General features: G+C 60.6%; 23 protein-coding genes and 1 tRNA gene. 14 read left to right on the top strand and 10 right to left on the bottom strand.

What is annotated here, in order from left to right; genetic code table 11:
• Positions 1 to 35: 35 nt before the first annotated feature.
• The 10 genes from MUY21_RS12925 to MUY21_RS12880 all read left to right on the top strand — a co-directional run bounded on the left by MUY21_RS12925 (position 36) and on the right by MUY21_RS12880 (position 8,823).
• Positions 36 to 1,310 carry an NAD(P)/FAD-dependent oxidoreductase gene (locus MUY21_RS12925; RefSeq protein WP_248410769.1) on the top strand — a complete coding sequence of 425 codons (1,275 nt, stop codon included), beginning with the start codon at positions 36 to 38 and terminating at the stop codon, positions 1,308 to 1,310.
• Between the two features lie 195 nt (positions 1,311 to 1,505).
• Entirely contained in the window at positions 1,506 to 1,892 is a 387-nt protein-coding gene (locus MUY21_RS12920; RefSeq protein WP_248410904.1) for a DUF302 domain-containing protein, read from the top strand.
• 170 nt (positions 1,893 to 2,062) lie between these two features.
• Positions 2,063 to 2,497, top strand: a complete 435-nt coding sequence (locus tag MUY21_RS12915) for a YeeE/YedE family protein (RefSeq protein ID WP_191285799.1) — start codon at positions 2,063 to 2,065, stop codon at positions 2,495 to 2,497.
• Positions 2,498 to 2,508: 11 nt separating this feature from the next.
• Positions 2,509 to 2,952 carry a DUF6691 family protein gene (locus tag MUY21_RS12910; protein WP_248410768.1) on the top strand — a complete coding sequence of 148 codons (444 nt, stop codon included), beginning with the start codon at positions 2,509 to 2,511 and terminating at the stop codon, positions 2,950 to 2,952.
• 45 nt (positions 2,953 to 2,997) lie between these two features.
• Positions 2,998 to 3,885, top strand: a complete 888-nt coding sequence (locus MUY21_RS12905) for an MBL fold metallo-hydrolase (RefSeq protein ID WP_248410767.1) — start codon at positions 2,998 to 3,000, stop codon at positions 3,883 to 3,885.
• A 30-nt stretch (positions 3,886 to 3,915) separates the two neighbouring features.
• Complete coding sequence (locus tag MUY21_RS12900) at positions 3,916 to 4,245, top strand: TIGR01244 family sulfur transferase (RefSeq protein ID WP_248410766.1); 330 nt, start codon at positions 3,916 to 3,918, stop codon at positions 4,243 to 4,245.
• Positions 4,246 to 4,286: 41 nt separating this feature from the next.
• Positions 4,287 to 6,068, top strand: coding sequence for a sulfate permease (gene sulP, locus MUY21_RS12895; protein WP_248410765.1), 1,782 nt, complete (start codon positions 4,287 to 4,289; stop codon positions 6,066 to 6,068).
• A gap of 81 nt (positions 6,069 to 6,149) precedes the next feature.
• The gene (locus tag MUY21_RS12890) at positions 6,150 to 6,917 is read left to right on the top strand and encodes an SDR family NAD(P)-dependent oxidoreductase (RefSeq protein WP_248410764.1); all 768 of its coding nucleotides are present in this window, start codon (positions 6,150 to 6,152) and stop codon (positions 6,915 to 6,917) included.
• A gap of 65 nt (positions 6,918 to 6,982) precedes the next feature.
• Positions 6,983 to 7,990, top strand: coding sequence for a tRNA dihydrouridine(20/20a) synthase DusA (gene dusA / locus MUY21_RS12885; protein ID WP_248410763.1), 1,008 nt, complete (start codon positions 6,983 to 6,985; stop codon positions 7,988 to 7,990).
• Between the two features lie 8 nt (positions 7,991 to 7,998).
• Positions 7,999 to 8,823, top strand: coding sequence for a sulfite exporter TauE/SafE family protein (locus tag MUY21_RS12880; RefSeq protein ID WP_248410762.1), 825 nt, complete (start codon positions 7,999 to 8,001; stop codon positions 8,821 to 8,823).
• A gap of 3 nt (positions 8,824 to 8,826) precedes the next feature.
• Here the strand turns inward: MUY21_RS12880 and MUY21_RS12875 are convergent, their stop codons facing one another.
• From MUY21_RS12875 to MUY21_RS12840, 8 genes are all read right to left on the bottom strand, one after another.
• Positions 8,827 to 9,315, bottom strand: a complete 489-nt coding sequence (locus MUY21_RS12875) for a thioesterase family protein (RefSeq protein WP_248410761.1) — start codon at positions 9,313 to 9,315, stop codon at positions 8,827 to 8,829.
• 60 nt (positions 9,316 to 9,375) lie between these two features.
• Positions 9,376 to 9,449: transfer RNA gene (locus tag MUY21_RS12870), tRNA-Gly, on the bottom strand.
• Between the two features lie 55 nt (positions 9,450 to 9,504).
• Positions 9,505 to 11,547 carry an ASKHA domain-containing protein gene (locus tag MUY21_RS12865; RefSeq protein ID WP_248410760.1) on the bottom strand — a complete coding sequence of 681 codons (2,043 nt, stop codon included), beginning with the start codon at positions 11,545 to 11,547 and terminating at the stop codon, positions 9,505 to 9,507.
• Positions 11,548 to 11,685: 138 nt separating this feature from the next.
• The gene (locus MUY21_RS12860; RefSeq protein ID WP_248410759.1) at positions 11,686 to 12,861 is read right to left on the bottom strand and encodes a CoA transferase; all 1,176 of its coding nucleotides are present in this window, start codon (positions 12,859 to 12,861) and stop codon (positions 11,686 to 11,688) included.
• A gap of 197 nt (positions 12,862 to 13,058) precedes the next feature.
• Positions 13,059 to 13,367 carry a hypothetical protein gene (locus MUY21_RS12855; protein WP_248410758.1) on the bottom strand — a complete coding sequence of 103 codons (309 nt, stop codon included), beginning with the start codon at positions 13,365 to 13,367 and terminating at the stop codon, positions 13,059 to 13,061.
• A gap of 156 nt (positions 13,368 to 13,523) precedes the next feature.
• Positions 13,524 to 14,597, bottom strand: a complete 1,074-nt coding sequence (locus MUY21_RS12850; RefSeq protein ID WP_248410757.1) for a methyltetrahydrofolate cobalamin methyltransferase — start codon at positions 14,595 to 14,597, stop codon at positions 13,524 to 13,526.
• 3 nt (positions 14,598 to 14,600) lie between these two features.
• Positions 14,601 to 15,539, bottom strand: a complete 939-nt coding sequence (locus tag MUY21_RS12845; protein WP_248410756.1) for a methylenetetrahydrofolate reductase — start codon at positions 15,537 to 15,539, stop codon at positions 14,601 to 14,603.
• Positions 15,540 to 15,565: 26 nt separating this feature from the next.
• On the bottom strand, positions 15,566 to 15,862 hold the full coding sequence (locus MUY21_RS12840) for a virulence factor (protein ID WP_191285813.1): 297 nt from the start codon (positions 15,860 to 15,862) through the stop codon (positions 15,566 to 15,568).
• A gap of 279 nt (positions 15,863 to 16,141) precedes the next feature.
• Between MUY21_RS12840 and MUY21_RS12835 the strand changes: the two genes are divergently transcribed.
• The 3 genes from MUY21_RS12835 (at position 16,142) to betB (ending at position 19,602) form a co-directional block, all read left to right on the top strand.
• Positions 16,142 to 17,254, top strand: a complete 1,113-nt coding sequence (locus tag MUY21_RS12835) for a Ppx/GppA phosphatase family protein (RefSeq protein ID WP_248410755.1) — start codon at positions 16,142 to 16,144, stop codon at positions 17,252 to 17,254.
• Positions 17,254 to 17,985 carry an RlmE family RNA methyltransferase gene (locus tag MUY21_RS12830; protein WP_248410754.1) on the top strand — a complete coding sequence of 244 codons (732 nt, stop codon included), beginning with the start codon at positions 17,254 to 17,256 and terminating at the stop codon, positions 17,983 to 17,985. The genes MUY21_RS12835 and MUY21_RS12830 overlap by 1 nt, the downstream gene beginning before the upstream one ends.
• Before the next feature lie 162 nt (positions 17,986 to 18,147).
• Positions 18,148 to 19,602: a betaine-aldehyde dehydrogenase gene (gene betB, locus MUY21_RS12825; protein ID WP_248410753.1), complete on the top strand. Its 1,455-nt coding sequence runs from the start codon at positions 18,148 to 18,150 to the stop codon at positions 19,600 to 19,602.
• 21 nt (positions 19,603 to 19,623) lie between these two features.
• On the opposite strand, the gene tagD is transcribed toward betB, so the two are convergent.
• Together tagD and MUY21_RS12815 are read right to left on the bottom strand one after the other, a co-directional pair.
• Positions 19,624 to 20,010, bottom strand: coding sequence for a glycerol-3-phosphate cytidylyltransferase (gene tagD / locus MUY21_RS12820; protein WP_248410752.1), 387 nt, complete (start codon positions 20,008 to 20,010; stop codon positions 19,624 to 19,626).
• Between the two features lie 39 nt (positions 20,011 to 20,049).
• Positions 20,050 to 23,652: a CDP-glycerol glycerophosphotransferase family protein gene (locus tag MUY21_RS12815; RefSeq protein ID WP_248410751.1), complete on the bottom strand. Its 3,603-nt coding sequence runs from the start codon at positions 23,650 to 23,652 to the stop codon at positions 20,050 to 20,052.
• Positions 23,653 to 24,016: 364 nt separating this feature from the next.
• Between MUY21_RS12815 and MUY21_RS12810 the strand changes: the two genes are divergently transcribed.
• On the top strand, positions 24,017 to 25,219 hold a 1,203-nt coding region (locus tag MUY21_RS12810), incomplete at its 3' end, for a site-specific integrase (RefSeq protein WP_248410750.1).

The following is a 25,219-nucleotide window of genomic DNA, read 5'->3' as shown; positions in this document are numbered from 1 at the left end:
CGCGCGGTTTTCGCACCAAACCGGGAGGAAACCAGATGAAACTGAACAGACGTCTTTTCATGGGCGGGGCTGCGGCGGGGGCGGCTGCGGCCACCTTGGCGGCACCGATGGCGCAGGCTTCGAACCATGGCAAACCCAAAGTGGTTGTGATTGGCGGCGGGGCAGGCGGGGCGACCGCCGCACGCTATATCGCCAAGGACAGCAAGGGCGAGATTGACGTGACGTTGATCGAACCTTCGCGCAGCTATTACACCTGTTTCTTCTCGAACCTCTATATTGGCGGTTTTCGCGAGCTCAACTCGATCGCGCACAGCTATGGCACGCTGGCCGCGGAGTATGGCATCAACGTGGTGCATGACTGGGCGGTCGGAATTGACCGCGACGCGCGCACCGTCACCCTGGCCGGGGGGGCTGTGCTGCCCTATGATCGTTTGATCCTGTCCCCCGGCATTGATTTCGTCGATGGCGCGGTTGATGGCTGGGACGTGTCCCACCAGAACGCCATGCCCCATGCCTATAAGGCCGGGTCGCAGTCCGAGCTTCTGAAGGCGCAGATCGAGGCCATGCCCGAAGGCGGCACCTTCGCCATGATCGCGCCCCCCAACCCGTTCCGCTGCCCGCCCGGGCCGTATGAACGGATTTCGATGGTGGCGCATGTGCTGAAGGACCGGAACCCGACCGCGAAGATCATCATCGCCGACCCGAAAGAGAAGTTTTCAAAAATGGCGCTGTTTCAGGAAGGCTGGGCGGACCATTATGACGGGATGATCGACTGGATCGGGCCGGAGTTCGGGGGCGGCAATGTCTCGGTCAACCCCGAAGCGATGACGGTGACGATTGATGGCGAAGAAACCAAGGTCGATGTCTGCAACGTGATCCCGGCGATGAAAGCCGGGCGGATTTGCGAGATTGCGGGCGTCAACGATGGCAACTGGGCCCCGGTCAACCCGCACACGATGCAATCCCGCGCGGACGAGAACATCCATGTTCTGGGCGACGCCAGCCACCAGGGTGACATGCCCAAGTCGGGCTTTGCCGCCAACAGCCAGGCCAAGGTGGCCGCGATGGCGGTGCGCGCCGCGCTCACCGGGTCGAAGCAGTTCCCGGCCAAGTTCACCAACACTTGCTGGTCGCTGATCGACACCGATGACGGCGTGAAGGTGGGCGCGAGCTATGAGGCGACGGACGAGAAGATCGCCAAGGTTGACGGTTTCATCAGCCAGACCGGAGAGGACGCCGCGCTGCGCAAGACCACCTATGAGGAAAGCATTGGTTGGTATGCGGGGATCACTGCCGACATGTTCGGCTGATCCGGTTGCTAATATTCGCCTGATCGAATATGTTTCAGGCAAAGGCGGGGGTCCAAGATCCGGCCCCCGCATAACCTATGGACAGGGCAACGACCCTGACCGAAATCTGCAAGGGAAGTCTTCATGAAACCGTTTCTGACCCTCACCCTGACCGCCGCGCTTCTGGCCACCCCGGCCTTGGCCGACAATCATGCCATGCAGGAAACCGACCACGCGATCACCTATGCGTTTGAAGGCGATTTCGACGATGCCACTTTCGCGGTGGAGACTGCCATTGTCGGCAAGGGGCTGGTGATCGACTATGTCAGCCACACCGGCGCGATGCTGGAACGCACCAAGGCCGATGTCGGGTCCGATGTCAAAATCTATGATGCCGCGGATATCTTCCTGTTCTGTTCGGCCCAGATCAGCCGCGAAGTGATGGAAGCTGATCCGATGAATATCAGCTTTTGCCCTTACGGCATCTTCGTCACCGACAAGGACGGCGAGGTGCGTGTCGGATACAGCAAGTATCCCGAGGGCGACATGCAAAAGGTGCAGGCATTGCTGGACGAGATCGTGCAAGAGGCTGTTGCCGACTGACCCGTGCCAAAACCCTTGTAAAAACAGACCCCGCATGTCCGAATGGCAGGCGGGGTTTTGCATGACGCCACGGCAGGAATAAAAACATTCAAAAAAATGAATGTAACCCTTGTTCCCGGCGTGGGCCGCCATTAACTTAACGTGCGAACCGGATGAATGGTGAGGCAAAGATGATTGAAACGGATTTCACACCCTGGGCCTCTGCCCTTGGGGGCGCGCTGATTGGCCTGGCCTCGGTGCTGTTGATGTGGCTGCGCGGCAATGTGCTGGGGGCCACCGGCATTCTGGCCGGCTTTTTGCAACCTGACAGTTCGACCGACTGGTCGTGGCGGGCCGCGATCCTTGCGGGCATGCTGACCGGTCCGCTGGTCTTTCTGGCGGCAACGGGCGGTTTTCCGACGATCCAGGTGCCGGTCTCGACCCTGTCGATGATCATCGGCGGGCTGATCGTTGGGGTTGGCGTCACCTATGGCTCGGGCTGCACGTCCGGGCATGGCGTTTGCGGCATGGCGCGGTTCTCGCCACGCTCGATCGTTGCCACGCTGACCTTCATGGCGGGCACGGCGGTGATGGTGTTTCTGACCCGTCACGTGTTCGGCCTGTAGGAGGATTGGCGATGAAACTTCTTCTGACATATCTGACGGGCGTCGTGTTTGGGCTGGGGATAGCGATCTCGGGCATGGCAAACCCGGCGAAGGTGCTGAATTTCTTTGATGTGTTCGGCGCGTGGGATCCCAGCCTGGCCTTCGTGATGGGCGCGGCGCTTCTGGTCGCGGCACCGGGCTATGCGCTGGTGTTCAAGCGCCCGAAACCGATCTTTGCCCAGTCCTTCAAGCTGCCCGGCACAAAACTGGTCGACCGCAGGCTGGTGCTGGGGTCGTTCACTTTCGGGCTGGGATGGGGACTGGCCGGGTTTTGCCCCGGTGCGGCGCTGCCGGTGATTTCGACCGGCAACCCATCGGTTCTGATCTTCACGGCCTCGATGATCGTGGGCCTGTTTCTGGCCCGCTGGATGATCGCGACCACCGCCCGACGCCAAGATGCGGCGCAGGCCAACTGACATCGGGGCGACAATCGCACCCGCACAGACAGGAAAGGACATGACATGAAAGACTATCCCGTCAACACGTCCCTCAAACCCGAGGTGAAAGCCTTTTTCGAGGAAGATTCAAACACGATTTCCTATGTGGTCAAAGACCCGGCGTCGAAATCATGCGCCGTGATCGACAGCGTGATGGACATCGACTATGCGGCCGGGCGGATCACCCATGACCATGCGGACGAAATCATCGACTACATCAAAGCCGAAGGGCTGGAGCTTGAATGGCTGATCGAAACCCATGTCCATGCCGACCACCTGTCCGCCGCGCCCTATATCCAGGACCAGCTTGGCGGCAAGATCGGCATAGGGTCAAAGATCACCGTGGTGCAAGAGGTGTTCGGCAAGGTCTTCAACGAAGGCACCGAGTTCCAGCGCGACGGCAGTCAGTTCGACCGGCTGTTCGAGGATGGTGACACCTACAAGATCGGTACGATGGACGCCTTCGTGATGCACACGCCCGGCCACACGCCCGCCTGCATGGTGCATGTGATCGGGGATGCGGCCTTTGTGGGTGACACGCTGTTCATGCCCGATGGCGGATCGGCACGGGCCGATTTCCCCGGCGGCGATGCGGGTGAGCTTTACGACTCGATCCAGAAGGTGCTGGCGCTGCCCGATGAAACGCGGCTATTCATGTGCCACGATTACGGGCCGAACGGGCGCGACATTCAGTGGGAAACCACGGTGGCGGACGAAAAGGCGCACAATATCCACGTGGGCGGCGGCAAGACGAAAGAGGAATTCGTGAAGTTCCGCACCGAGCGTGACGCGCAACTGGACATGCCGCGGCTGATCATCCCGTCGCTTCAGGTCAATATGCGCGCGGGCGACATGCCGCCTGCGGACGAGGATGGCAGGACATTCCTGAAGGTGCCCGTGAACACGTTGTGAATTGTTGCTTGGAAAGGCAGACAGATGCAGATGAAGAAACTCGATGACAAGGTGACGGTTGCACCGCAGATCACCGTGGATGACATCCCCGCCATCAAGGCGGCAGGGTTCACCGTGGTGATGTGCAACCGACCCGATGGCGAAGAGCCAGGGCAGCCGGCGTGGGCCGAGATCAGCGCGGCAGCCAAGGCGGCCGGGCTGGGCACGTCATTCCTGCCGATGTCGAACCGGGACGATGCCTTCGCCGTGATGGACGCGTTCAAGCGCGTGGTCGAGGACGCATCGGGACCGGTCTTTGCCTATTGCCGGTCCGGCGCACGTTGCGAGATTTTGTGGATGACGGCACAGGCCAACGCGTGACCTGCGCGGGGTAAGCCGCTTGATGAACTAGGAAAAATCTCATGAGCCAGGTGACGAACAAGGTGGCGCGCGGCGCTGCCCTTAGACGTTTTGTGCCGATTTTGAACTGGGGCGCGCGTTATGACAACGCGGCTTTCACCTCGGACATGGTGGCGGCGGTGATCGTGACGATCATGCTGATCCCGCAATCGCTGGCCTACGCGCTTCTGGCGGGCCTGCCGCCGGAAATGGGGTTATATGCGTCGATCCTGCCGCTGGTGGCCTATGCGATCTTCGGCACCTCGCGGGCCTTGGCGGTGGGGCCGGTGGCCGTGGTTAGCCTGATGACGGCAGCGGCTGTTGGCAATCTGGGGTTGGACAACCCCGCAGACTATGCCGCCGCCGCAATCACGCTGGCCTTCCTGTCGGGGCTGATCCTTCTGGTCATGGGCGTGTTCCGTCTGGGGTTTCTGGCAAACTTCCTGAGCCACCCGGTGATTGCGGGTTTCATCACCGCTTCGGGGCTGCTGATCGCCACCAGCCAGTTGAAACATATCCTGGGGGTCGAGGCGCAAGGCCATTCACTTTTTGACCTGATTGGCTCGCTGCTGTCCCATATTACGCAAACCAACCTGATCACGCTGGCCATCGGCGCGGGCTCGGTCGCGTTTTTGTTCTGGGTGCGCAAGGGGTTGAAGCCGCTGCTTCTGTCCTGGGGGCTTGGTCCGCGCATGGCGGATATTCTGGCGAAAGCCGGGCCTGTCGGGGCGGTTGCCGTCACCACGCTGATCACCTGGGGGTTTGACCTGCAATCGAAGGGCGTGGCCATCGTGGGTGACGTGCCGCAGGGTCTGCCACCGCTGACCTTCCCCAGTTTTGACGCTGACCTCTGGACCAGCCTGCTTGGCTCGGCGCTTCTGATCTCGATCATCGGGTTCGTCGAAAGTATCTCGGTCGCGCAGACGCTGGCCGCCAAGAAGCGCCAGCGCATTGTCCCGGATCAGGAGCTTGTGGGACTGGGGGCCTCCAACATTGCGGCCGCCATGTCGGGCGGCTATCCGGTGACGGGCGGGTTTGCACGTTCGGTCGTCAATTTCGACGCCGGTGCAGAAACGCCCGCAGCCGGGGCCTTCACCGCCATCGGCATTGCCGGGGCCGCCCTGTTCCTGACGCCGCTTCTGTTCTTCCTGCCCAAAGCCACGCTGGCTGCGACCATCATTGTCGCCGTGCTGAACCTTGTGGACTTCCATATCCTGAAAGCCACCTGGGCGTATCACCGTGCCGATTTCACCGCCGTTCTGGCGACCATTTTGCTGACCCTTGGCTTCGGGGTCGAAATCGGGGTGTCCGCGGGCGTCGTCCTGTCCATCGTGCTTTATCTTTACAAGACCTCGCGCCCCCATATCGCCGAGGTTGGTCTGGTTCCCGGCACCCAGCATTTTCGCAACATCAACCGCCACGCGGTGCTGACCCATCCCGAACTGGTAACGCTGCGGCTGGATGAGAACCTGTATTTCGCCAACGCCCGGTTTATCGAGGATTACCTGCTGGCACGTGTCGCAAAAGGCGGCATCAAACATGTCGTCCTGATGTGTTCAGCGGTGAACGAGATCGACCTGTCCGCGCTGGAAACGCTTGAAGAACTGAACCGCCGTTTGGACGAGGCGGGCATCACACTCAGCCTGTCCGAGGTCAAAGGCCCGGTCATGGACCGCCTGAAGCGCACTGATTTCATTCAGAACCTGACCGGCTGTGTCTATCTGACCCAGTTCGCCGCGATGCAGGCGCTGGGGCCGGTGGATGGATCGGTGCCGGTTTGCGCGGGGCAGGGCGACGCTGCGTAACTTCGGGCGGCCTATCGTGATTTATTGAACGCTTGTGCAATTCTTGCTAGGCCAAGCCACAGACTTCACGGAGGGTTCCCCATGCAGATCACCAAAAACACCGTTGCCATTGTCACCGGCGGCGCATCAGGGCTTGGCGGCGCCGTGGCCCAAGCACTGGCAGACGCAGGTGCCAAGGTCGGCATTTTTGACCTGAACGAGGGTGCCGGGCAGGCGATGGCGGACAAAATCGGTGGCGCATTTGCCAAGGTGGACGTGTCCGATCCGGCGTCAGTGGCTGAAGGCTTCAAGACCCTGCGCTCGGCGCTTGGGCAGGAACGCATCATGGTCAATTGCGCGGGCATCGCGCCTGCGTCGAAAACCCAGTCAAAGGGTGAGGCGCATGATCCGGGCGTGTTCGCGAAAACCATCGGTGTGAACCTGATCGGCACGTTCAACTGTGCCAGCCAATCGGCGGCGGGCATGGCGCTGGCGGACCCGGTGACGGAGGACGGCGAACGCGGCGTGATCATCAACACCGCGTCGATTGCAGCCTTTGATGGGCAGATCGGGCAGTTGGCCTATGCCGCATCCAAGGGCGGCGTGGTGGGCATGACCCTGCCCATGGCGCGCGACCTGATGCGCGACGGCATTCGCGTGATGACCATCGCACCGGGCATCTTCAAGACCCCCATGGTCGCAGGCTTGCCGCAAGAGGTGCAGGACAGCCTGGGCGCACAAGTCCCGTTCCCCTCGCGCCTTGGCGACCCGGCGGAATATGCCGCCATGGCACGACATATCGTGGAAAACAGCATGTTGAACGGCGAGGTGATCCGGTTGGACGGCGCGATCCGCATGGCGCCGCGGTAACGACAAAACCGCCCCGATGCGCGAGGCTCTGGCCTTGCGCCCCGCCATCGCTTATGAAGCGCGCGATGAGCACCAGTCACGACATACGCGCCGCCGCCCGCCTGTCCGTCGCACCCATGATGGATTGGTCAGACCGCCATTGCCGATACTTTCACCGGCTGATGAGCCGCCGCGCGCTTTTATATACCGAGATGGTCACGGCCCCGGCCTTGGTGCGCGGTGGTGCGGTGCATTTGCTGGACTACAATATCGAAGAACATCCCGTGGCCGTGCAGCTTGGTGGGTCGGACCCCAGGGAACTGGCCGCGGCCACCAAATTGTGTGTCGAACGGGGGTATGACGAGGTGAACCTGAATGTCGGCTGTCCCTCGGATCGGGTGCAGTCGGGAACGTTCGGGGCGGTGTTGATGCGGGATGCGCCATTGGTGGCCGACTGCATGGCGGCGATGAAAGATGCGGCACACGATATTGAAGTGACGGTAAAATGTCGGATCGGTGTTGATGATCAAGCGCCCGACGATGTGTTGCCCGCCTTCATCGAAACCGTCGCCGCGGCAGGTGTCACACGGTTCACGATTCATGCCCGCAAGGCCTGGCTTCAGGGCCTCAGCCCGAAGGAGAACCGGGATATTCCCCCCTTGGACTACCCGTTGGTACATCGCATGAAAGCGGCGTTCCCTGATCTGCATCTGTCGATCAACGGGGGCATTACGACGCTTGATGACGCGCGCGCTCATCTGGATGTGATGGACGGGGTGATGATCGGGCGGGCGGCCTATCACGACCCGGCGTCTGTGCTTGTTGGTGCCGATCGGGTGATTTTCGGTGATCCTGCACCTGTGCGTTCGGCGCATGAGGTGGTCGAGGCGATGTATCCCTATATCGAGGCGCAACTCGCTCAGGGTGTGCGTCTGCATTCGATCACCCGGCACATGCTGGGTGTTTTCACCGGGCGTCCCGGTGCGCGTAAATGGCGGCGTATCCTGTCCGAGGGGGCGTCACAGGACGGGGCAGGGGTTGCCTTGCTGGCCGAGGCGCTGTCACATGTGCCAGACCACGTCCCTGCAAGCTGAGACCATCCATGCCTGATCTTTCAATCCTTCTGCCGATGGCCGGGCTTTTGCTTGTAATCGGTGCTTTCGCCGGAGTTCTGGCGGGGCTTTTGGGCGTCGGCGGCGGGATCGTGCTTGTTCCTGCATTTTTCTATGCCTTCACCGCGCTGGGTTACGCGTCGGACCAGTTGATGCAGGTCTGCCTGGCGACGTCTCTGGCGACCATTATCGTCACCTCGCTGCGCTCGGTCCATTCGCACAATCGCAAGGGCGCGGTGGAATGGGACATCCTGAAAACATGGGCACCGGGGATCGCGGTGGGCGCTGTGATCGGGGTGCTGGTGGCCTCGGGACTGCGCTCGACCGTGTTGCAGGCCATCTTTGGTGGGCTGGGGTTGGTGATCGGCGCCTATCTGGGGTTTGGGCGTGCCGATTGGCGGCTGGCCGAAGCGATGCCGACAGGACTGCGCCGCGCGGTTCTGTCACCGATGCTTGGGTTCCTTTCCGTGTTGATGGGCATTGGTGGCGGCAGTTTCGGGGTGCCCTTGATGACCCTGCACGGGCGACCCATTCACAACGCGGTGGCCACAGCGGCCGGGTTCGGCGTGCTGATTGCCGTGCCGTCGGTGCTGGGCTTTCTGATGGTGTCCATCGCGCCGGATGCCCGGCCGCCTTTCACGGTTGGGGCCGTTAACCTGCCCGCCTTTGCTTTGGTGGTGGCGATGACGATGATCACCACGCCTTATGGCGTGAAGATCGCGCACGCGATGGACCCCAAGCCATTGAAACGGGTGTTTGCGGTGTTTCTGACTCTGGTGGCGCTGAACATGCTGCGCAAGGCGCTGCTGGGATAGCTGTTACGCCGGCCCTTCGGCCCCTTCGGCCCGGAAGGCCGCGATGGTCTCAGGCCGCAGTGGTCGCTTTGTCACGCCGTCCTGTTCCAGCGTCACGATCACGCTTTCCGAGCCGCACATCAGTTCGCCATCCACATACGTGCCGTATTCCATCACGAAGGAACTGGTGCGAAAGCTTTTGGTGCGCGTGGTGATCACGTAATTGTCGCCCAGATGCAGAGGTTTGAAATAGCGCGCATAGTTCGTGGCGAGCACCACCTGCGGATCGCCGTCCTGATAGCTCGTCACGTGAACATGCGCGAAATAGGGGATGCGGATCGACTCGAACCACCGGAAATAGGCGACGTTGTTCACGTGGTTCAGGGCGTCCAACTCGTGAAACCGGACCCGGTCAGCCAGCCCATAATGCCAACCCTTCGGCACACCCACACTTTGCAACTGTGCGGCATTCAGGGGCGTGACAAGCGGGATATGGGCGAAGGGATCAGACATCAGGATACCATATGATCGGCCAGCTGCGCTGGTATCGGCATCCGGCGGGGAGTGGAAATCTGGAGCGGGTGAAGGGAATCGAACCCTCGTCGTCAGCTTGGGAAGCTGCTGCTCTACCATTGAGCTACACCCGCCTTTGGCTTTGGTTATGCCACCGGCGCCGGGCCGTCAAGTGGCCCTGTGCGCGTGTCAGCCGCGCCTGCGTCTGCGCCGTTGTCGGCCCGTATCGCCCTCGCCGCCGCCGGCATTGAAGCTGAGGTCGGGCAGGGTGACGACCCCGCGCAGGATAGGGAACGGGTCCACCGCGTTGGGCATGGCCGAGGCATTGACGAAATGCTCCTGAAAGCGTGGCTCGACCGCGGTTTCGATCTTCTGGATCTTGCGCACCGTCTCTTCGATCTCGGCCCGCGCCCCCCGGTTCAACAGTGCGATGCGTGCACCTGTTCCCGCCGCGTTGCCTGCAGATGTCACCTTGTCCAGCGGGCAATCGGGGATCATCCCCAGTACCATCGCGTGCTTGGCCGAGATATGCGCCCCAAAAGCCCCGGCCAGCACCACTCGATCCACCTTATCGACGCCGCGCTTGTCCATCAGAAGCCGCGCACCGGAATAAAGCGCGGCCTTGGCCATCTGGATTGCGCGGATATCGGCATTGGTGACGGCAATCGGTCCATTTGCGCCGTCACCGTCCCACAGGCGATAGGAATAGGTACGCCCGTCTGCGAAACACCGATCGGTGCCGGTTTGTTCGGGCGATCCGATCAGCCCGCCCGCATCAACCAGCCCGGCCATCCGCATTTCGGCGATCACCTCGATAATGCCCGAGCCGCAAATGCCGGTCACGCCGGTGGTGGCGATGGCCAGGTCAAAGCCGGGATCGGTGGACCACAGGTCCGATCCGATGACCTTGAAACGCGGTTCCTTGGTGGTGGGGTCGATTTCGACCCGTTCAATCGCGCCGGGGGCCGCGCGTTGACCCGCGCTGATCTGCGCGCCTTCAAAGGCGGGACCTGTGGGCGAGGAACAGGCCAGCACGCCGGTCTTGTCGCCCAGCAAAATCTCGGCATTCGTACCCACATCGACGACCAGCACAAGGTCGTCAGACTTGTCGGGCGCTTCCGACAGGGCGACGGCGGCGGCATCCGCCCCCACATGGCCCGCGATGCAGGGCAACAGATAGACGCGGGCCGAATGGTGGACGGACAGGTTCAGATCATCCGCCCGAAGCCTGAGCGCATCGGAGGTCGCCAGCGCGAACGGCGCTTGCCCCAGTTCGAACGGGTCAATGCCCAACAACAGGTGATGCATCACCGGGTTGCAGACCACGACCATATCCATGATCAGCGAGGTGTCGATCTCGGCCTCGGACGCGATTTGCGCAAACAGAGTGTTCAGCCCCTCGCGCACCGCATCGGTCATTTCCTGCGCGCCGGTGGGGTTCATCATCGAATAGCTGACCCGGCTCATCAGGTCTTCGCCAAAACGGATCTGCGGGTTCATCAAGCCGGACGAGGCCACGACCTCGCCCGTGGCCAAGTCACACAGATGGCCGGCGATGGTGGTCGAGCCCAGGTCGATCGCCACGCCGTATACGGCGCCCTCGTAATATCCGGGCCACAGGTGCATGATGCGGGGCGGGTTTTCGACATCGCCCAGATGCACCGCCACCGTGACCTTCCAATCGCCCTTGCGCAGGATCGGCTGCATGGATTGCAGGATATGCAGGTCCGCTTTCACATCGTCCAGGTCCCACTGCTCATGCAGCGCCTTGATCAGACGCTCCAGATCGCCGGACGGTTCGTGCATGTCGGGCTCTTCCACGGCGACATAAAACAGCTTGACCAGCGGGTCGAGCGTGATGTCCCGCGCCTCGGCCCGTTTGCGCACGACCTGTTTGTGCACCTGGCTTTCGGGGGGCACGTCGATCACCACATCGCCTTGCACCGTGGCCTGACAGCCCAGCCGACGCCCCTTGGGCAGGCCGCGAATGTCGTCATAGCGTTGTTCGACTTTGTTCCAGTCCGACAGGGCATTCTCGTGCACCGTGACCCCATGTTTCGGAAATTCGCCATAGGCAGGTGTGATCTGACATTTCGAACAAATGCCGCGCCCGCCACAGACGCTGTCCAGATCGACGCCCAACTGGCGCGCAGCGGTCAGAATGGGGGTGCCGACGGCAAATCGGCCCCGTTTGCCGGAGGGGGTGAAGACGACCAAAGGATCCTGTGACATGCGCGCGCGTTCCCTGCAAAGTTTCGCCCAATCTACGGATGCCGCCAGCAGGTGCAATGCCTGCCAGCGGCATCTTCGGGAAGGAAACGTCTTTTTCGTCAGAACAGGGGAAATCAGACGCTTAGCAGACCCAATGCATCACCGGGCAGGGGGCGTGCCGGTCTCACATTGCTCAAGCCATGTCAGAATTTCGGCGCGGTCCCCATCCAGCAGGGGCGCAGGTCCGGCCACGGTCATGTCGGGCATGTCTGACATCTTGATCGGGTTGCCCGCCGCCTTGAACGGTTGGTCATCCCCTGGCGCGGGCATGTTCACGACCATGTTGCGGGCAAGAATTTGCGGATCCCGCATCGCTTCGGCCACGTCCTGAATGGGCGCGCAGGGGATGCCGGAGGCGGTAAAGAGCTTGATCCAATAGGCGCGCGGATGGGCAAGGGTGACGGCCTCGATCTTGCGCCTGAGCAGCATGACGTTTTCGCATCGGGCAAGATTGGTGGAGAACTCTACCCATTTGGCCCATTTCGGCTTGCCGATCACTTCGCAGAACTTCCGAAACAGTGCGTCATTGCCGCAAGCGATGACCATCAGGCCATCCTTGGTGTGATAGGTCTCGAACGGTGCGATGGACGGATGGCGCGCCCCGGACGGACCCGGCGGGATACCTGTTTCGCTGGTGATCGCGACGGCATGTTCCAGAATGGCCAACTGGCTGTCCAGCATCGCCACGTCGATCTTCTGCCCCTTGCCGGTTTTCTGCCGTTGATAGAGCGCCGCCAGAAGGCCATGGCCCAGGAACATCCCAGCCACGATGTCGCCGACCGAGGCGCCCACACGCACCGGTTCGCGGTTCTTCTCGCCGGTGATCGACATCACGCCACCACGGGCCTGCACCACCATGTCATAAGCGGGACGCTCGGCGTCCGGTCCGGTATGGCCGAAGCCCGACACGGCCCCATAGATCAGGTGGGGGTGTTTGGCCGACAGGCTGTCCCAGCCATAGCCCAGACGCTCCATCACGCCGGGACGATAGTTTTCCATCACGACGTCGACCTGACCCAAAAGACGTTCAAAAACAGCGCGATCCGCGTTGCTCTTCAGGTTCAGGGCAATGGATTGCTTGTTGCGGTTGATGGTGGCGAAATAGGCGCTGAACCCATCGCGAAACGGCGGGAAGTGGCGGGTGTCATCGCCGGTTTCGGGTTGTTCCACCTTGATGACCCTGGCGCCCAGATCCGACAGGATCATCGAACAATAGGGGCCTGCCAGCACATGGGTCAGATCGAGTATGGTGATGTCGTCGAGGGGGGCGCTCATCGGCCGGTCCTTTCCTGTTACGCACAGGCACTGGGTAGAGGTCGCGCACCCCGGTGACTTTGAGATGTGTCAAATCCAGCGATTGACCGAAGGGAAGGAGGAGGTTTTCTGCACCTCCTCTGCCGCGCTTGACATCGTCTTGCGTCGTTCAAGGCGCAAGAAGCATTAATAAAACTGCGTAAGGCAATGAAAAACAGTTATAATAACAGTTCGGACTCAACGAACTGATAGTGTTTGATGGACCGCGATTCAACCAGCTCTGCTTCCGCCGGGTCGATATGCGGGCTGGAAATGTCGTCACCGACAAAGGCCTTCAACGCGTTGATATTTTCCCAAACCATGACGAAACAGAACTCACTGGGCGTGTCGGGCAGCGGTGCGCCCGGGATCACATGGACGAGTCCCTTGGTTCTTTTCATCAACGGAATTGCGGTGTCGTGGAAGAATGTACTGAACGCCTCTTCCTTGCCGGGTCGTATAACGACCTGAAATATCCTCACAATCATGGGTTCACCCTCCTTTGGTGTGGCGCCTGAATGCAAGACCTTCTCAACCTTGGTATCCTAGCACAAAACACCGTTTGGGTCAGCGGTGGAGAATGACTTCACCAATAAAAAAGGCTCGCGCAGGGCGAGCCTTGATCATTTGCGTTGCGGGTGAGGTCAGCCCCGGCGACGACGCCCTCCGCGACGGCCACCTGCTGCCCCCGCAGCCCCTGCATTCACCGAGTTGAACTTGATCCATTCGGCCCCGCCATCGTCGTTGTTGGTCAGGAAATTGGCGGCGCGGATCGCCTCCATTTCCTTGCCGGCCTTGGGTTTGGTCGATCCAAGCCCAAACAATTGGCAGAAGGTCTCGTCATCCATGTCGGCGGGGATCACGATGCCCTTGGCTTCCACTTCAGCCTTCTTTTCAGCCAGTTTGGTAGGGCCAACGGGCAGGGCGACGGGGTTCATGATCGCGGACGTCATGCCGGCGCCCATTGCCATCGGCAGGAAGGCGTTGTTGATGCCGTGCCGGTTGGGCAGCCCGAATGAGATGTTCGAGGCGCCACAGGTCGTGTTCACGCCCAGTTCTTCACGCAATCGACGCACGAGGGTAAAGACCTGAAGGCCCGCCGTTCCCATGGCTCCGATGGGCATGACCAGCGGGTCAACCACGATATCGTGGGCCGGGATGCCGAAATCGGCAGCGCGTTCGACAATTTTCTTGGCAACCGCAAAACGCACATCCGGGTCTTCGGAAATCCCCGTATCGTCGTTTGAAATCGCCACCACCGGCACGTTGTATTTCTTGACCAGCGGCAGAACCATTTCCAGCCGCTCTTCTTCGCCTGTGACCGAGTTCAGAAGCGGGCGGCCCTTGGCGGCTTTCAGCCCGGCTTCAAGCGCGCCGGGAACGGACGAATCGATGCACAGCGGGCAATCCGTCACCGCCTGCACGGTTTCCACCAGTTGCCGCATCAGGTCCGGTTCGACGAAGTTGTTGTCGGCATAACGCGGGTCTTCCGCCATCTTGTTGGAAAACACCGCGCCCGAGTTGATGTCCAGCACCGTCGCCCCTGCCGCGACCTGCGCCAGCGCGTCACTTTGGACGCGGCTGAAATCGCCCGCTTCCAGTTCAGCGTTCAGAACCTTACGCCCGGTCGGGTTAATGCGTTCACCAATAACACAGAACGGCTGATCAAAACCGATAATGGCGGTTTTCGTTTCAGATTCAACGATGGTACGGGTCATTCTTTATCCTTTGGTCATGTTGACTGGGGCGGTGTTTTCGCCGCCGTTTTCGATGGCCCAGTTCGCATTGGTCTTTATCCCGCCCAGCGGGAAGAAATGCACCTGAGTGATGTTGAAGTCGGGATTGGCCGCCTTGTGGTTTGCCAGTTCGGTCAAAACGTCGGTGGGCTCATAGGGCAAGAGCAGCTTGGTCACATCCATCGCGCGTTTTTGCAGCACTTTCAGGGACGGGCCGACGCCGCAGGCAATGGCAAACTTGATCAGCGTTTGCAGCTTGGCTGGACCCGCGATGCCGATGTGGATGGGAAGGTCCACGCCTGCGTCTTTCAGGCTGTCGGCCCATTTGATGATCGGCCCGGCCTCGAACGCGAATTGCGTGGCAATCGCCATCTGCGCGTCGGTGCGTTCCGAGAATTTCTGTTTCCAAAGAAGGGCTTCCATGACGTTCTTGCGTGACCCGTCCGGGTCGATGTCGCGATTGCCTTCCGGGTGGCCGGCCACGTTCAACTGGGTGAACCCGGCCTTGTCGAACAGCCCGGTTTCCAACAGTTGCATCGAGCAGTGGAAGTCACCATGGGGTTTTTCCACCCCACCGGCCAGCAGCAGCGCCTGTTTCACGTTCGCTTCACCCTGATAGCGGGCAATCCAGTCGGCCAGCGTGGCTTCGTCCTTGATGATGCGCGCAGGGAAGTGCGGCATCACCTCGAACCCTTCGGCATTGATGCGTTTGGCGGTGGCGACCATGTCTTCGATCGGCGTGCCGTCGATATGGGCGATATAGACGCGGGTGCCGTCGGGCAGCAGGTCGCGGAAATCGGCGACCTTTTCGGCGGTGCGCGGCATCACCTCGATCGAATAGCCTTTCAGGAACGCCCGAAGGGCGGGGGATGCGGGCTTGGCCTGACCTTCGGTCGGCTTCTTGCGGAAGTTCAACAGCGCCATGGCTGCCTCCTTTATTCGGGACAGGCTTACGCCCATCCGTCGTTGCCAATCAGAGCGATCAGCCGCTCTTTGTCATATTCCGCGTCGATCCGGGCGGCCTCGGCCGCTGCAACCTCGTGCGGGTCTCCGTCCACGGTATAGGGGGCAGCCTTGCGCCATTCCGCCAGATAGGCATCGCTGTCTTTTGCGTTCACCTTCATGGCGGCCCGGTCAATGGCCTGTTCGAACCGCTCGGGCAGCGGTGCCTTGGCCCCGCGACGCCCTTTGCCGACGATCACCTGGGCGGGAATATCCCTCCAATACACAATGGTTACGTCTGGCATGCGAATCTTCCTCCTCCGCTGTCCCTTACCTACGCGTGGGTGGGGCGTTTCCTGCGTCGTTTTTCGACGTCACACGGGCCACAAGCGACCCCGCGCGACTTTGATTGACCCAATGGGGATACGCCAGAGCAGCGCGTCCGGCCATGGGGGTAGGGCTGAAAACTTCTCAAGATGATTATGTGCGACGACGAAATTCTGCATCTCGGATCGCGTGAGGGGATTGCCAGACCACCGGCGCCGCCCTATCTTTAAACCAACTTGAAATGGAGGGCGTGAGCTATGGCGCCCAAGCGTCCCAAAGGTGCGGGCGCGTTCCCGAAAGCGGTCGATACCCCCGCGCCGTCACCCGTGGATCCGGCCAGCCTCTATGCGGCTCTGGACCTTGGAACCAACAGTTGTCGAATGCTGGTTGCCCAACCAAAGGGGAGCCAGTTTCACGTCGTGGACAGCTTTTCGAAATCGGTGCAGCTTGGAAACGGGCTTGAGGCCTCGGGCCGGCTGAGCCGGTCGTCCATGTCGCGCACCGTTCAGGCGCTGCGCATCTGCCGCAAGAAGCTGATCAAGCATGACGTGAAACGGATGCGCCTTGTTGCCACCGAAGCCTGTCGCCGGGCGTCAAATGGCAGAAGTTTCATGAACTACATCCGGCGCGAAACCGGGCTGGAGCTTGAGATCATCAAGCCCGAGGAAGAGGCGCGCCTTGCCGTGGTCTCCTGCGCGCCGCTGGTGTCGACCAAAACCGAACAGTTGCTTGTCGTCGATATCGGCGGCGGCTCGACCGAGCTGGTCTGGATCGACCTGTCCAAAGTGCCGCCGATGGAACGCGCACGGTCCATCATGCGGATGGGGCGTGGTTTCATCGGCGGCGCCAGCGAATTTCCGGCCGCCAGCGTGGTGGACTGGATTTCGGTCCCGTTGGGCGTGGCCACATTGCGCGAGATGTTTGATGATGTCGAAGACGACGCCGGACGCTATGCCCTGATGTCGGTGCATTTCGAAGAACAACTGGCGGGCTTCAGCCCGTTCCACCACGAACCCCCGCGCGCCGGGTTCCAGATCATCGGCACATCCGGCACCGTGACGACCGTGGCCGCGACCCATCTGGGGCTGCGCCGCTATGACCGCACCAAGGTGGACGGGCTGCGCATGACCTCGGACCAGATCGAGCGTGTGATCCAGGGGTATCTGGCGCTCGGGCCACAGGGGCGGCGAATGAACTCGCATATCGGGCGTGACCGGCAATCGCTGATCATGTCTGGCGCTGCGATCCTGCAGGCGTTATTGCGGGTCTGGCCCACGGATCGGCTGAGTGTCGCGGATCGCGGGTTGCGCGAGGGCATCCTGTATTCGCAGATGTCTGCGGACGGTGTTTTGGAAGGCGGACCATTCTGATGACAGGCACAGGTGGCAAAAAAGGCGGTCGGGTGCGAAAAAGCTCGGGCCGCGGGCAGCGCGATCTGACGGTGAAGGTGAAAACCGCGCGCGGACGGCGCAACAGCTCGACCCGGTGGTTGCAACGGCAGTTGAACGATCCTTACGTGCAACGCGCCAAGGCCGAAGGCTATCGCGGGCGCGCAGCCTACAAGATCATGGAATTGGACGACAAGTTCCGGTTTCTGGTGAATGGGGCGCGGGTCGTGGATCTGGGCTGTGCGCCGGGGGGCTGGGCGCAGGTCGCCGTGCCGCGCATCAATGCGCTTGGCGAAAAAAGCGGCAAGAAGGTCGGCACGTTTCTGGGTATTGACCTGCAAGAGGTTGAACCACTGGCAGGCGCCACATTCCACCAGCTCGATTTCATGGAAGACGATGCGGATGTGAAGGTGAAAGAGCTGTTGGGCGGCAAGGCGGATGTGGTCATGTCGGACATGGCCGCGTCAAGTTCCGGCCACAAGCAAACCGACCACCTGCGCATCATCGCGCTGTGCGAGGCCGCGGCCTATTTCGCCTTTGACGTGCTGGACGAGGGCGGCACCTTCGTCGCCAAGGTTCTGGCCGGTGGGGCCGAGGGCGAGTTGCAGAAGCTGCTCAAGCTGAAGTTCGAGAAGGTGATGAATGTGAAGCCGCCGTCCAGCCGGTCGGACAGTTCCGAGAAATTCGTGGTAGCCATGGGCTTCAAGGGCTGACGGATCTTGGGGTCGTTTGGGCAGGGGTCGAAAGCGCGCCCTGGTCCGTCGCCTTTTGGATGGTTCTTCCCAGCCCATCCTGAAAGACTTGGTCAAATCCATTGATAGGTGCGAATCCCGCCGCCCGGCGGCTGAGATCGCACAATGCAGAGAGGCAAGGGCATGAGAGCGCAACCCAAAGCAAGCCATTTCATCGGCGGTGAGTATGTCGAGGATACCGACGGCACGCCGTTCGACGTGATTTTTCCGGCCACCGGCGAAGTGATCGCGCAGCTTCATTCAGCAACTCCCGCCATTATCGACAAGGCCTTGGCCGCTGCAAAAGCGGCGCAGGCCGATTGGGCGGCGATGACGGGCACTGAACGCGGCCGTATTCTGCGCCGCGCCGCCGATATCATGCGCGAGCGCAACCATGACCTGTCAGTTCTGGAAACGCTGGACACCGGCAAACCCTATCAGGAGACCAGCGTTGCCGATGCGACCTCGGGCGCGGATGCGTTGGAGTATTTCGGGGGGATCGCGGGCAGCCTGACCGGCGAGCACATCCAGCTAGCCAACGGCGATTTCGTCTATACACGGCGCGAGGCCTTGGGCGTCTGCGTCGGCATCGGGGCGTGGAACTATCCGACCCAGATTGCGTGCTGGAAAGCCGCGCCCGCGCTGGCATGCGGCAACACGTCTGTGTTCAAGCCGTCCGAAACGACACCCCTATCGGCGTTGAAAGTCGCGGAAATCCTGATGGAAGCGGGCGCGCCTGCGGGCGTGTTCAACGTGGTGCAGGGCATGGGCGAGGTCGGCGCGGCGCTCGTCACTGACCCGCGTGTGGCCAAAGTGTCGCTGACTGGCTCCGTGCCCACCGGCAAGAAGGTCTATGCCGCGGCGGCGGCCGAAATGAAGCATGTCACCATGGAACTGGGCGGCAAATCTCCATTGATCGTGTTCGACGACGCAGATACCGACAACGCCGTGTCCGGCGCCATTCTGGGCAATTTCTATTCGTCCGGACAGGTCTGTTCCAACGGCACGCGGGTCTTCGTGCAAAAGGGCATCAAAGAGGCGTTTCTGAAGCGTCTGGCAGAACGGCTGGACAAAGCCATCATCGGCGACCCGCTCGACCCGGAAACCAGTTTCGGTCCGATGGTTAGCGAAGGCCAGTTGAACATCGTCATGAATTATATCGCGAAGGGTAAAGAAGAGGGCGCGCGTCTGGTCTATGGCGGCAATCGGATTGACGGGGACGGGTTCTTCCTGCAACCCACCGTCTTTGCCGATGTAACAGACGACATGACCATCGCGCGCGAAGAAATTTTCGGCCCCGTCATGTCAGTGCTGGATTTCGAAACCGAAGACGAGGTGATGGCCCGCGCCAACGCGACCGAGTTCGGGTTGGCCGCCGGGGTGTTCACCAACGACCTGACCCGCGCGCATCGCGTGGTGGCCGGGTTCGAGGCTGGCACCTGCTACATCAACACCTATAACGACGCGCCTGTCGAAGCCCCGTTTGGAGGCACCAAAGCTTCAGGCGTCGGGCGCGAAAACTCGAAAGCGGCGATCGAACATTATTCCGAGCTGAAAACCGTCTATGTCCGGCTGAGCGATCTGGAGGCGCCGTTCTGATCAGAAACTACCCGAAAGTCGTCAGGCTTTGACCGACGCGTTGCGGATCGCGGTGCTGGACACACGCGGGGTGCGCGGCAGATAGCGCACCTCGCAGAACTCTTTCAACTCGTCGAACTTGCCTTCCCAATCACTGCCCATCGTGAAGATGTCGGCCTTGTGGGTGCGGATGTCATCGGGTTTCTGTTCCCAGGTGTTTTCCGGAATGATCAGGTCAACACAGCGCAGGCTGAGCAATAGATCCCGCCGCATCTCATAGCTGAGATGTGCTTTTTTTCCCTTGGTGGCGTTGAAGGTGTCCGTTGACAACCCGACGATCAGGTAATCGCCCATCGCCTTTGCGCGCTCCAGCAGCAGGATGTGCCCATAATGCAGGGTGTCGAAGGTTCCATAGGTGATGACTCGCAAGGTCTGTTTCCTTTGTTGCCATGAAAGGTGACTGCACGGTTAGCCGTTTCGGTGGGCGGCGTCCATAACTTCTGCCAGTATTTTGGCGGATCGTGACGCGGCAAACTGTGGCAGCAGGTCCTGAAATGCTGCGACGCCGATGCGGTGTCGCAGGTCGGGGTCGCTGATCAAGGTCTCGATGGACCGGGTCCAACCCTCTTTCGTCTGTGCCAGTATGGCCGTTTTCTGGTCGTCCGCCACGTCTGCAAAGGGATGGGTGGGGGTCAGGATCGTCGGGATCCGGTGCTGTGCCGCCATGATCAAGCGCGTATCGTCCCTGGACCGGCTGAATACAAGCGGGGCGACGGGGGCCAGGTTGATGTCCATGCGGTTCAGAAGGTGATGAAGTTCAGCACCATTCGGCACCGGATGGCGCCTGACCTGATCCCTGTGACCTGCCATTCCGAGCGCGTCAATATCCGGCCCGTCGATCAGGTGAAGCTCCAGGGAAGGGTGGTGTGTCAGCAGTTCGGACACTGCATCACGGCAGAGGGAAAAATCCGCGAGCGGGGTGAAACGGTCCAGGATCAGGCACAGCCGGATCACCCCGTCATCGCGACTGATGGGGGGCAGATCGGTCAGATGGCTCCTGTCATCGGGTGTCAAAACACTGGGTACAACGGTGCCGGATGTCCCGACCTGCTCAAGCATCCGGGCGAGACCGGGCGTTGAAACCGTTACGTAATCGGCCGTTTCAATCATACTTTGGGTGCGCTCAGCCTGTATCAGAAAATCACCCGAGGCATCGGGATCGCCAAGAAACAGATCGGTTTCGCTGACCGCGCCAAAATCATGTGTTGCATTGGCTAGGTCAAAGATGACCTTGCCACCATGTGCCTTGAAGGTTTCGCACAGATCCAGAAGGCTTTCGGTCATTTGCCCCCCGCACAGGACCAATGTCCGGGTCTGGCGCAGATGTTTCGGGCGCAGCTGCTCGCCTTGCACGACGGTGCAACTCCAGCCCTGTTTGCGCAACGGGTCAAGCAGCGCGAGCAAACGGTGTGAAGTTGTGCCACCTGCCGGGTCCGATGCTGTGACAAATGTCACCGCTCGGTCCGGCGTGGTCTGTCCCGGTCGCGACGCCCAAAGCAGTTTTGATCCGGCATAGGTGTCTCGGACCCTGTCCACCACACGCTGGCTGCTGCCCGCGTCGCGGAAACGGTGGAAGAAGTTGACCTTCCAGTCATAGGCCGCGCGGTCCTGGTCTGACTCCGGGCGGACAGAGCCCTCTAACGCCTGCATCAACCCATTGAAATCCGTGCAGATCGGTCCCGGAAAAACGAGCTTCATATCATAATAAAGACCACGTTCGTTCTGTTCGTAATGCTCCATGTCGAAGGCAAAGCTGATCACCGGTCGCCCGGTCAGCATGAAGTCGATGAAACAGCTGGAGTAATCCGTCAGCAAGATGTTGGCCTCGCGATACAACAGCTCGATATCCGGGAAATGGCGTTCGGAGGCGTCAAAGAAGCAGTCCCCCTGAAGTTGCGAACTGTAAAGGCGCGCCTCGTCGGCCATGTGTTCGCGCACTCCCATCACCATGCCGTGCCGGGTCAGCCATTGGGTCAGGTCGCTGACCTCTTGCTCGGAGAACCTGTAATATCCCGTTTCCTGATCCGCACGAAAGGTCGGCGCGAACAGGACAAATTTGCGGCCGTTCAGGGTCTTGCGCAGTTGGTTCAGCCGGAGTTGGAAATCTGGGGGCAGCAGGGTCTCGTCCGTCAGGATATAATCGTGTCGCGGCAAGCCCGTGACCCAGATGTCGTGATAGGTGAGCGGCCAATAGGCTGCGGTCATGGCAAGACGGTCGACATCCGACGAGGCGATGACCGATGTCAGACGCCCGTTTTCACGGGCAACATCATCCAGCGCATGCTGGGTATCCAGCGAAGTGTAGCCGATGCGCTTTAGTGGAATACCGTGCCACAGATTGTGGAACTTGTGCAGATCACCCGATAACGGATAGCCGATATTGGACTGGACGCCATGTCTCAGAAACACCTGCCGCGCACGCAGAAGATAGGTCTGCCCTTCATGACTGCCGAGCGGGGCCACGACCACGTTCACCCCTTTCGCTTCTATCGGAACGCTTTGGGTCAGAACGATTTTCTTGATCGACGGGTCATTTTTTACGCGTTCAAACACCGCGCGGGTGTTGTCGGAAAACTGGTGGCTATAAGCACAGACCGGGAACGCCCACCAATGATCGTATTTCGGGGTGATGCGATCCTCATAGAACATCCCCGCCGCAGATCGTGGGGCGGGGGACAGACCGGGGGTCTTGGCAATGCGGAAGGCAGCATGCAGGCGCCCGGCATCGGACCGGCGCAGAAGGTCACGCTCGATCGCGTTTGTGTCCAGATCGGGGTTGGCCCGTGCGATCCGAGCCTTCCAATGATGCAGGCCGGGCTGCCGAAACGGGTTGGCACCCAGCAGCGCGCGGTCGAGCAGGGGAAATCCGCCCTCAATCAGGGTGAAAACCTTGGTTGTCAGGGTCGGAAGGTCGGCGGCGACGTCCTCGACAAGTGTTTCGAACGCGTATCCATGCCCGATCAGGAAACGGGTCAGTCCGATATCGTATTTTCGGGCCCTTAGACGGGGGTCATCTTCGCGGGTGACGTGATCTAGAACGCGCCGGAACTTCGGGTCGCGCAGGACGGCCGACCTGAAACCAAGCATCCCCGCGCCGACATGGAAATCATAAATGTCATCCGCTTCATATGCGGTCAGATGCTGCGCCTTGATATCGGGCAGGGGGATCGGCGTGTCATCTGGTGTGCCATCGCGCGGGGTGTCGGGGATGAACCCCTTGCCGGCCACCAACCCCCACCACGCACAGGGCTTTTCGGCCATCGCATCCAGCGTGTCCTTCAGCGGGTGCACCAGATAGCAGCCGTCATGGGCAAGGATCAGTTCGTCATATGCCCCGATCCGGTTCCACCCGACCAGTTCGCGCGCCAGGATCGAGTAGGCCCCGAATTCGAACATGCCGTGGCGTCTTGCCCAGGCCCGTTCAACCACTCCGTCCAGCTTAGCGAGCTCGGAATCGACGGCGGGACCATCGGCAAGGAAGAACACATCCGCATGGCGCGACACTTCGCGCAGATAGGTCACAACCGTATCGTCGACCCGCCCATCCGGATCGGTTCCGGCAAACAGGCAGATCCGCCGGGGCGACGGGGCGAGGGGTTTTGAAAACTCTGGCCGGAACTCCACCTTTTGCGGGGGGCGAGCCAGATGACCGCGCGCTTGACCGACCTTGTTGTAATGCCACAGGGGGTTGGCGTCCTGATCGGCGGTTCCCAGCAGATAGTTCTGCGTGTACCACCAAATGTCAAAATCCGCGCGCGGGTTGCGCAGTTCGCGATAGCCTGTTGCGTTGAAATGTTCATGCCCGCTTTCACCGCCGACAAGCGCATCCCTGTTGTGCCGGGCATAGTATTTCTCATCGACAGGCACGTTCCATGCACTGGCATATCTGCGAAATCTGACGCGTGATTTCAGCTGCGACAGTGATTTCAGACGCAGCCGCGCCCCGATCTTTTCCAGTACCTCTAAACGTGTGAGAGAACGGATATCCTCAAGAGACCTCGGACGTTTCATTGGACCCAATCGTGCAAAACCCGTTCCACAATACAGTTATTTCTCAACGGGAAGGGCGTCAACAGCTGCAGGGATGTGGAGATTGCGGCCCGCCCCGGGCTGCACGTGTTTTTCGAGCAGATTAACGCCACGTAGGAACGGGAAATTCACCCTTAATCATGGCTGACAGACACGCAACCCACGCCTGAGATAAGGATTTTAGTGGCGGAGAGACAGGCAGCCATAGGGCATTCCGACCCAATCTCACTGCGTCCAGCTAAATCTTTATATTTATAGTTATATAGCCGATTATAGGTTCCCATAGAGTCTTGCACCTTCTTACTGTATCCGGCATCTAGTGGGGGATAATATGGGGGATATATTTATGACCGATTCAACTAAGCCAAGGCCAAATTCGGGACTGACAGCGGCTTTCGTGAGCAAGGCGCGGGAACCTGGCAAGTATCACGATGGCAAAGGCACCGGGCTTTACCTACGGCTCGACAAGAAGGGGCGCAAGCAGTGGGTGCAGCGCGTGGTTGTCGGGGGTAAGCGCGTCGAGCTTGGGCTGGGCAGCTATCCGATTAGCACTCTGGCGATGGCGCGCGAGGATGCGCTTGAGAACAAGCGCATGGTGCGCAATGGCAAGGACCCGCGCATCGAGCGAAACAAGCACAATGGCAACATGACCTTTGCCAATGCCGTGGATCGCTATCTTGAGATCAAACTCAAAGAGTTTCGCAACGACAAGCACCGCAAGCAATGGCGTTCGACTCTGGACAACTACGCGATGCCAGTCATCGGGCATATGTCGATGGAAGGGGTGATGGTGCAGGACGTGTTGCGCATCCTGGAGCCGATCTGGTTGACCAAGACGGAAACGGCCAAGCGTTTGCGAGGACGGATTGAGAAAGTCTTTGACTGGGCCATCGTCGCCAACCACCGCAAGAGCGACAACCCGGCGCGTTACAAAGGGTTTCTATCCGAGCTTCTGCCCAAGCCCGAGAAGATCACCAAGACCCGCCACCATGCCGCGCTCACGCTCAAGGACGCGCCGCGCTGGTGGGCTGCGCTTGCCAAACGCGGTGGCAATTCTGCCCGCGCCTTGCAGTTTCTTTGCCTGACCGCCGCACGCTCGGGTGAGGTGCGCGGTATGACCTGGGATGAGGTGGACCTTGATGAAGCGCTGTGGGTCATTCCTGCGGATCGGATGAAGGCGGGGCGCGAGCATCGCGTGCCGTTGCCAGATCAGGCGGTCATGCTGTTGCGTGACTTGCCGCGCCTGGAAGGCAGCGATTTTGTGTTCTTTGCCCCGCAAGGCGGGATGCTATCGGATATGTCGCTGTCTGCCGTCATGCGCAAAATGCAGAAGTCCGAGGAACAGGCGGGCGGTGTTGGCTATCTCGACGCCCGCTCGGGCCGTCCGGTGGTACCGCATGGATTGCGGTCCACCTTTCGCGATTGGGCGGCTGAGCATGGATATGACCATGTTTTGGCCGAGCTCGCGCTGGCGCATACGGTCGGCAGCGAGGTAGAGCGCGCCTATCGCCGGACAGATATGCTGAGTCGCCGTCGCGCCATGCTTGAA

This window comes from Aliiroseovarius sp. S2029 (genome assembly GCF_023195575.1).
Classification (GTDB): Bacteria; Pseudomonadota; Alphaproteobacteria; order Rhodobacterales; family Rhodobacteraceae; genus Aliiroseovarius; species Aliiroseovarius zhejiangensis.
The sequence above is the reverse complement of the archived record's forward strand: the minus strand, read 5'-3'. Positions and strand labels throughout refer to the sequence as shown.

Bases quoted from the DNA above. Each gene is read 5' to 3' on its own strand.
- MUY21_RS12880 (WP_248410762.1), top strand. From the start codon at position 7,999: ATGCCTGATCTTTCAATCCTTCTGCCGATGGCCGGGCTTTTGCTTGTA.
- MUY21_RS12900 (WP_248410766.1), top strand. From the start codon at position 3,916: ATGAAGAAACTCGATGACAAGGTGACGGTTGCACCGCAGATCACCGTG.
- MUY21_RS12920 (WP_248410904.1), top strand. From the start codon at position 1,506: ATGCAGGAAACCGACCACGCGATCACCTATGCGTTTGAAGGCGATTTC.
- MUY21_RS12865 (WP_248410760.1), bottom strand. From the start codon at position 11,547: ATGTCACAGGATCCTTTGGTCGTCTTCACCCCCTCCGGCAAACGGGGC.
- MUY21_RS12890 (WP_248410764.1), top strand. From the start codon at position 6,150: ATGCAGATCACCAAAAACACCGTTGCCATTGTCACCGGCGGCGCATCA.
- MUY21_RS12860 (WP_248410759.1), bottom strand. From the start codon at position 12,861: ATGAGCGCCCCCCTCGACGACATCACCATACTCGATCTGACCCATGTG.
- MUY21_RS12840 (WP_191285813.1), bottom strand. From the start codon at position 15,862: ATGCCAGACGTAACCATTGTGTATTGGAGGGATATTCCCGCCCAGGTG.
- betB (WP_248410753.1), top strand. From the start codon at position 18,148: ATGAGAGCGCAACCCAAAGCAAGCCATTTCATCGGCGGTGAGTATGTC.
- MUY21_RS12925 (WP_248410769.1), top strand. From the start codon at position 36: ATGAAACTGAACAGACGTCTTTTCATGGGCGGGGCTGCGGCGGGGGCG.
- MUY21_RS12855 (WP_248410758.1), bottom strand. From the start codon at position 13,367: ATGATTGTGAGGATATTTCAGGTCGTTATACGACCCGGCAAGGAAGAG.
- MUY21_RS12910 (WP_248410768.1), top strand. From the start codon at position 2,509: ATGAAACTTCTTCTGACATATCTGACGGGCGTCGTGTTTGGGCTGGGG.
- MUY21_RS12845 (WP_248410756.1), bottom strand. From the start codon at position 15,539: ATGGCGCTGTTGAACTTCCGCAAGAAGCCGACCGAAGGTCAGGCCAAG.
- MUY21_RS12835 (WP_248410755.1), top strand. From the start codon at position 16,142: ATGGCGCCCAAGCGTCCCAAAGGTGCGGGCGCGTTCCCGAAAGCGGTC.
- dusA (WP_248410763.1), top strand. From the start codon at position 6,983: ATGAGCACCAGTCACGACATACGCGCCGCCGCCCGCCTGTCCGTCGCA.
- MUY21_RS12815 (WP_248410751.1), bottom strand. From the start codon at position 23,652: ATGAAACGTCCGAGGTCTCTTGAGGATATCCGTTCTCTCACACGTTTA.
- MUY21_RS12850 (WP_248410757.1), bottom strand. From the start codon at position 14,597: ATGACCCGTACCATCGTTGAATCTGAAACGAAAACCGCCATTATCGGT.
- MUY21_RS12875 (WP_248410761.1), bottom strand. From the start codon at position 9,315: ATGTCTGATCCCTTCGCCCATATCCCGCTTGTCACGCCCCTGAATGCC.
- MUY21_RS12915 (WP_191285799.1), top strand. From the start codon at position 2,063: ATGATTGAAACGGATTTCACACCCTGGGCCTCTGCCCTTGGGGGCGCG.
- MUY21_RS12905 (WP_248410767.1), top strand. From the start codon at position 2,998: ATGAAAGACTATCCCGTCAACACGTCCCTCAAACCCGAGGTGAAAGCC.
- MUY21_RS12830 (WP_248410754.1), top strand. From the start codon at position 17,254: ATGACAGGCACAGGTGGCAAAAAAGGCGGTCGGGTGCGAAAAAGCTCG.
- sulP (WP_248410765.1), top strand. From the start codon at position 4,287: ATGAGCCAGGTGACGAACAAGGTGGCGCGCGGCGCTGCCCTTAGACGT.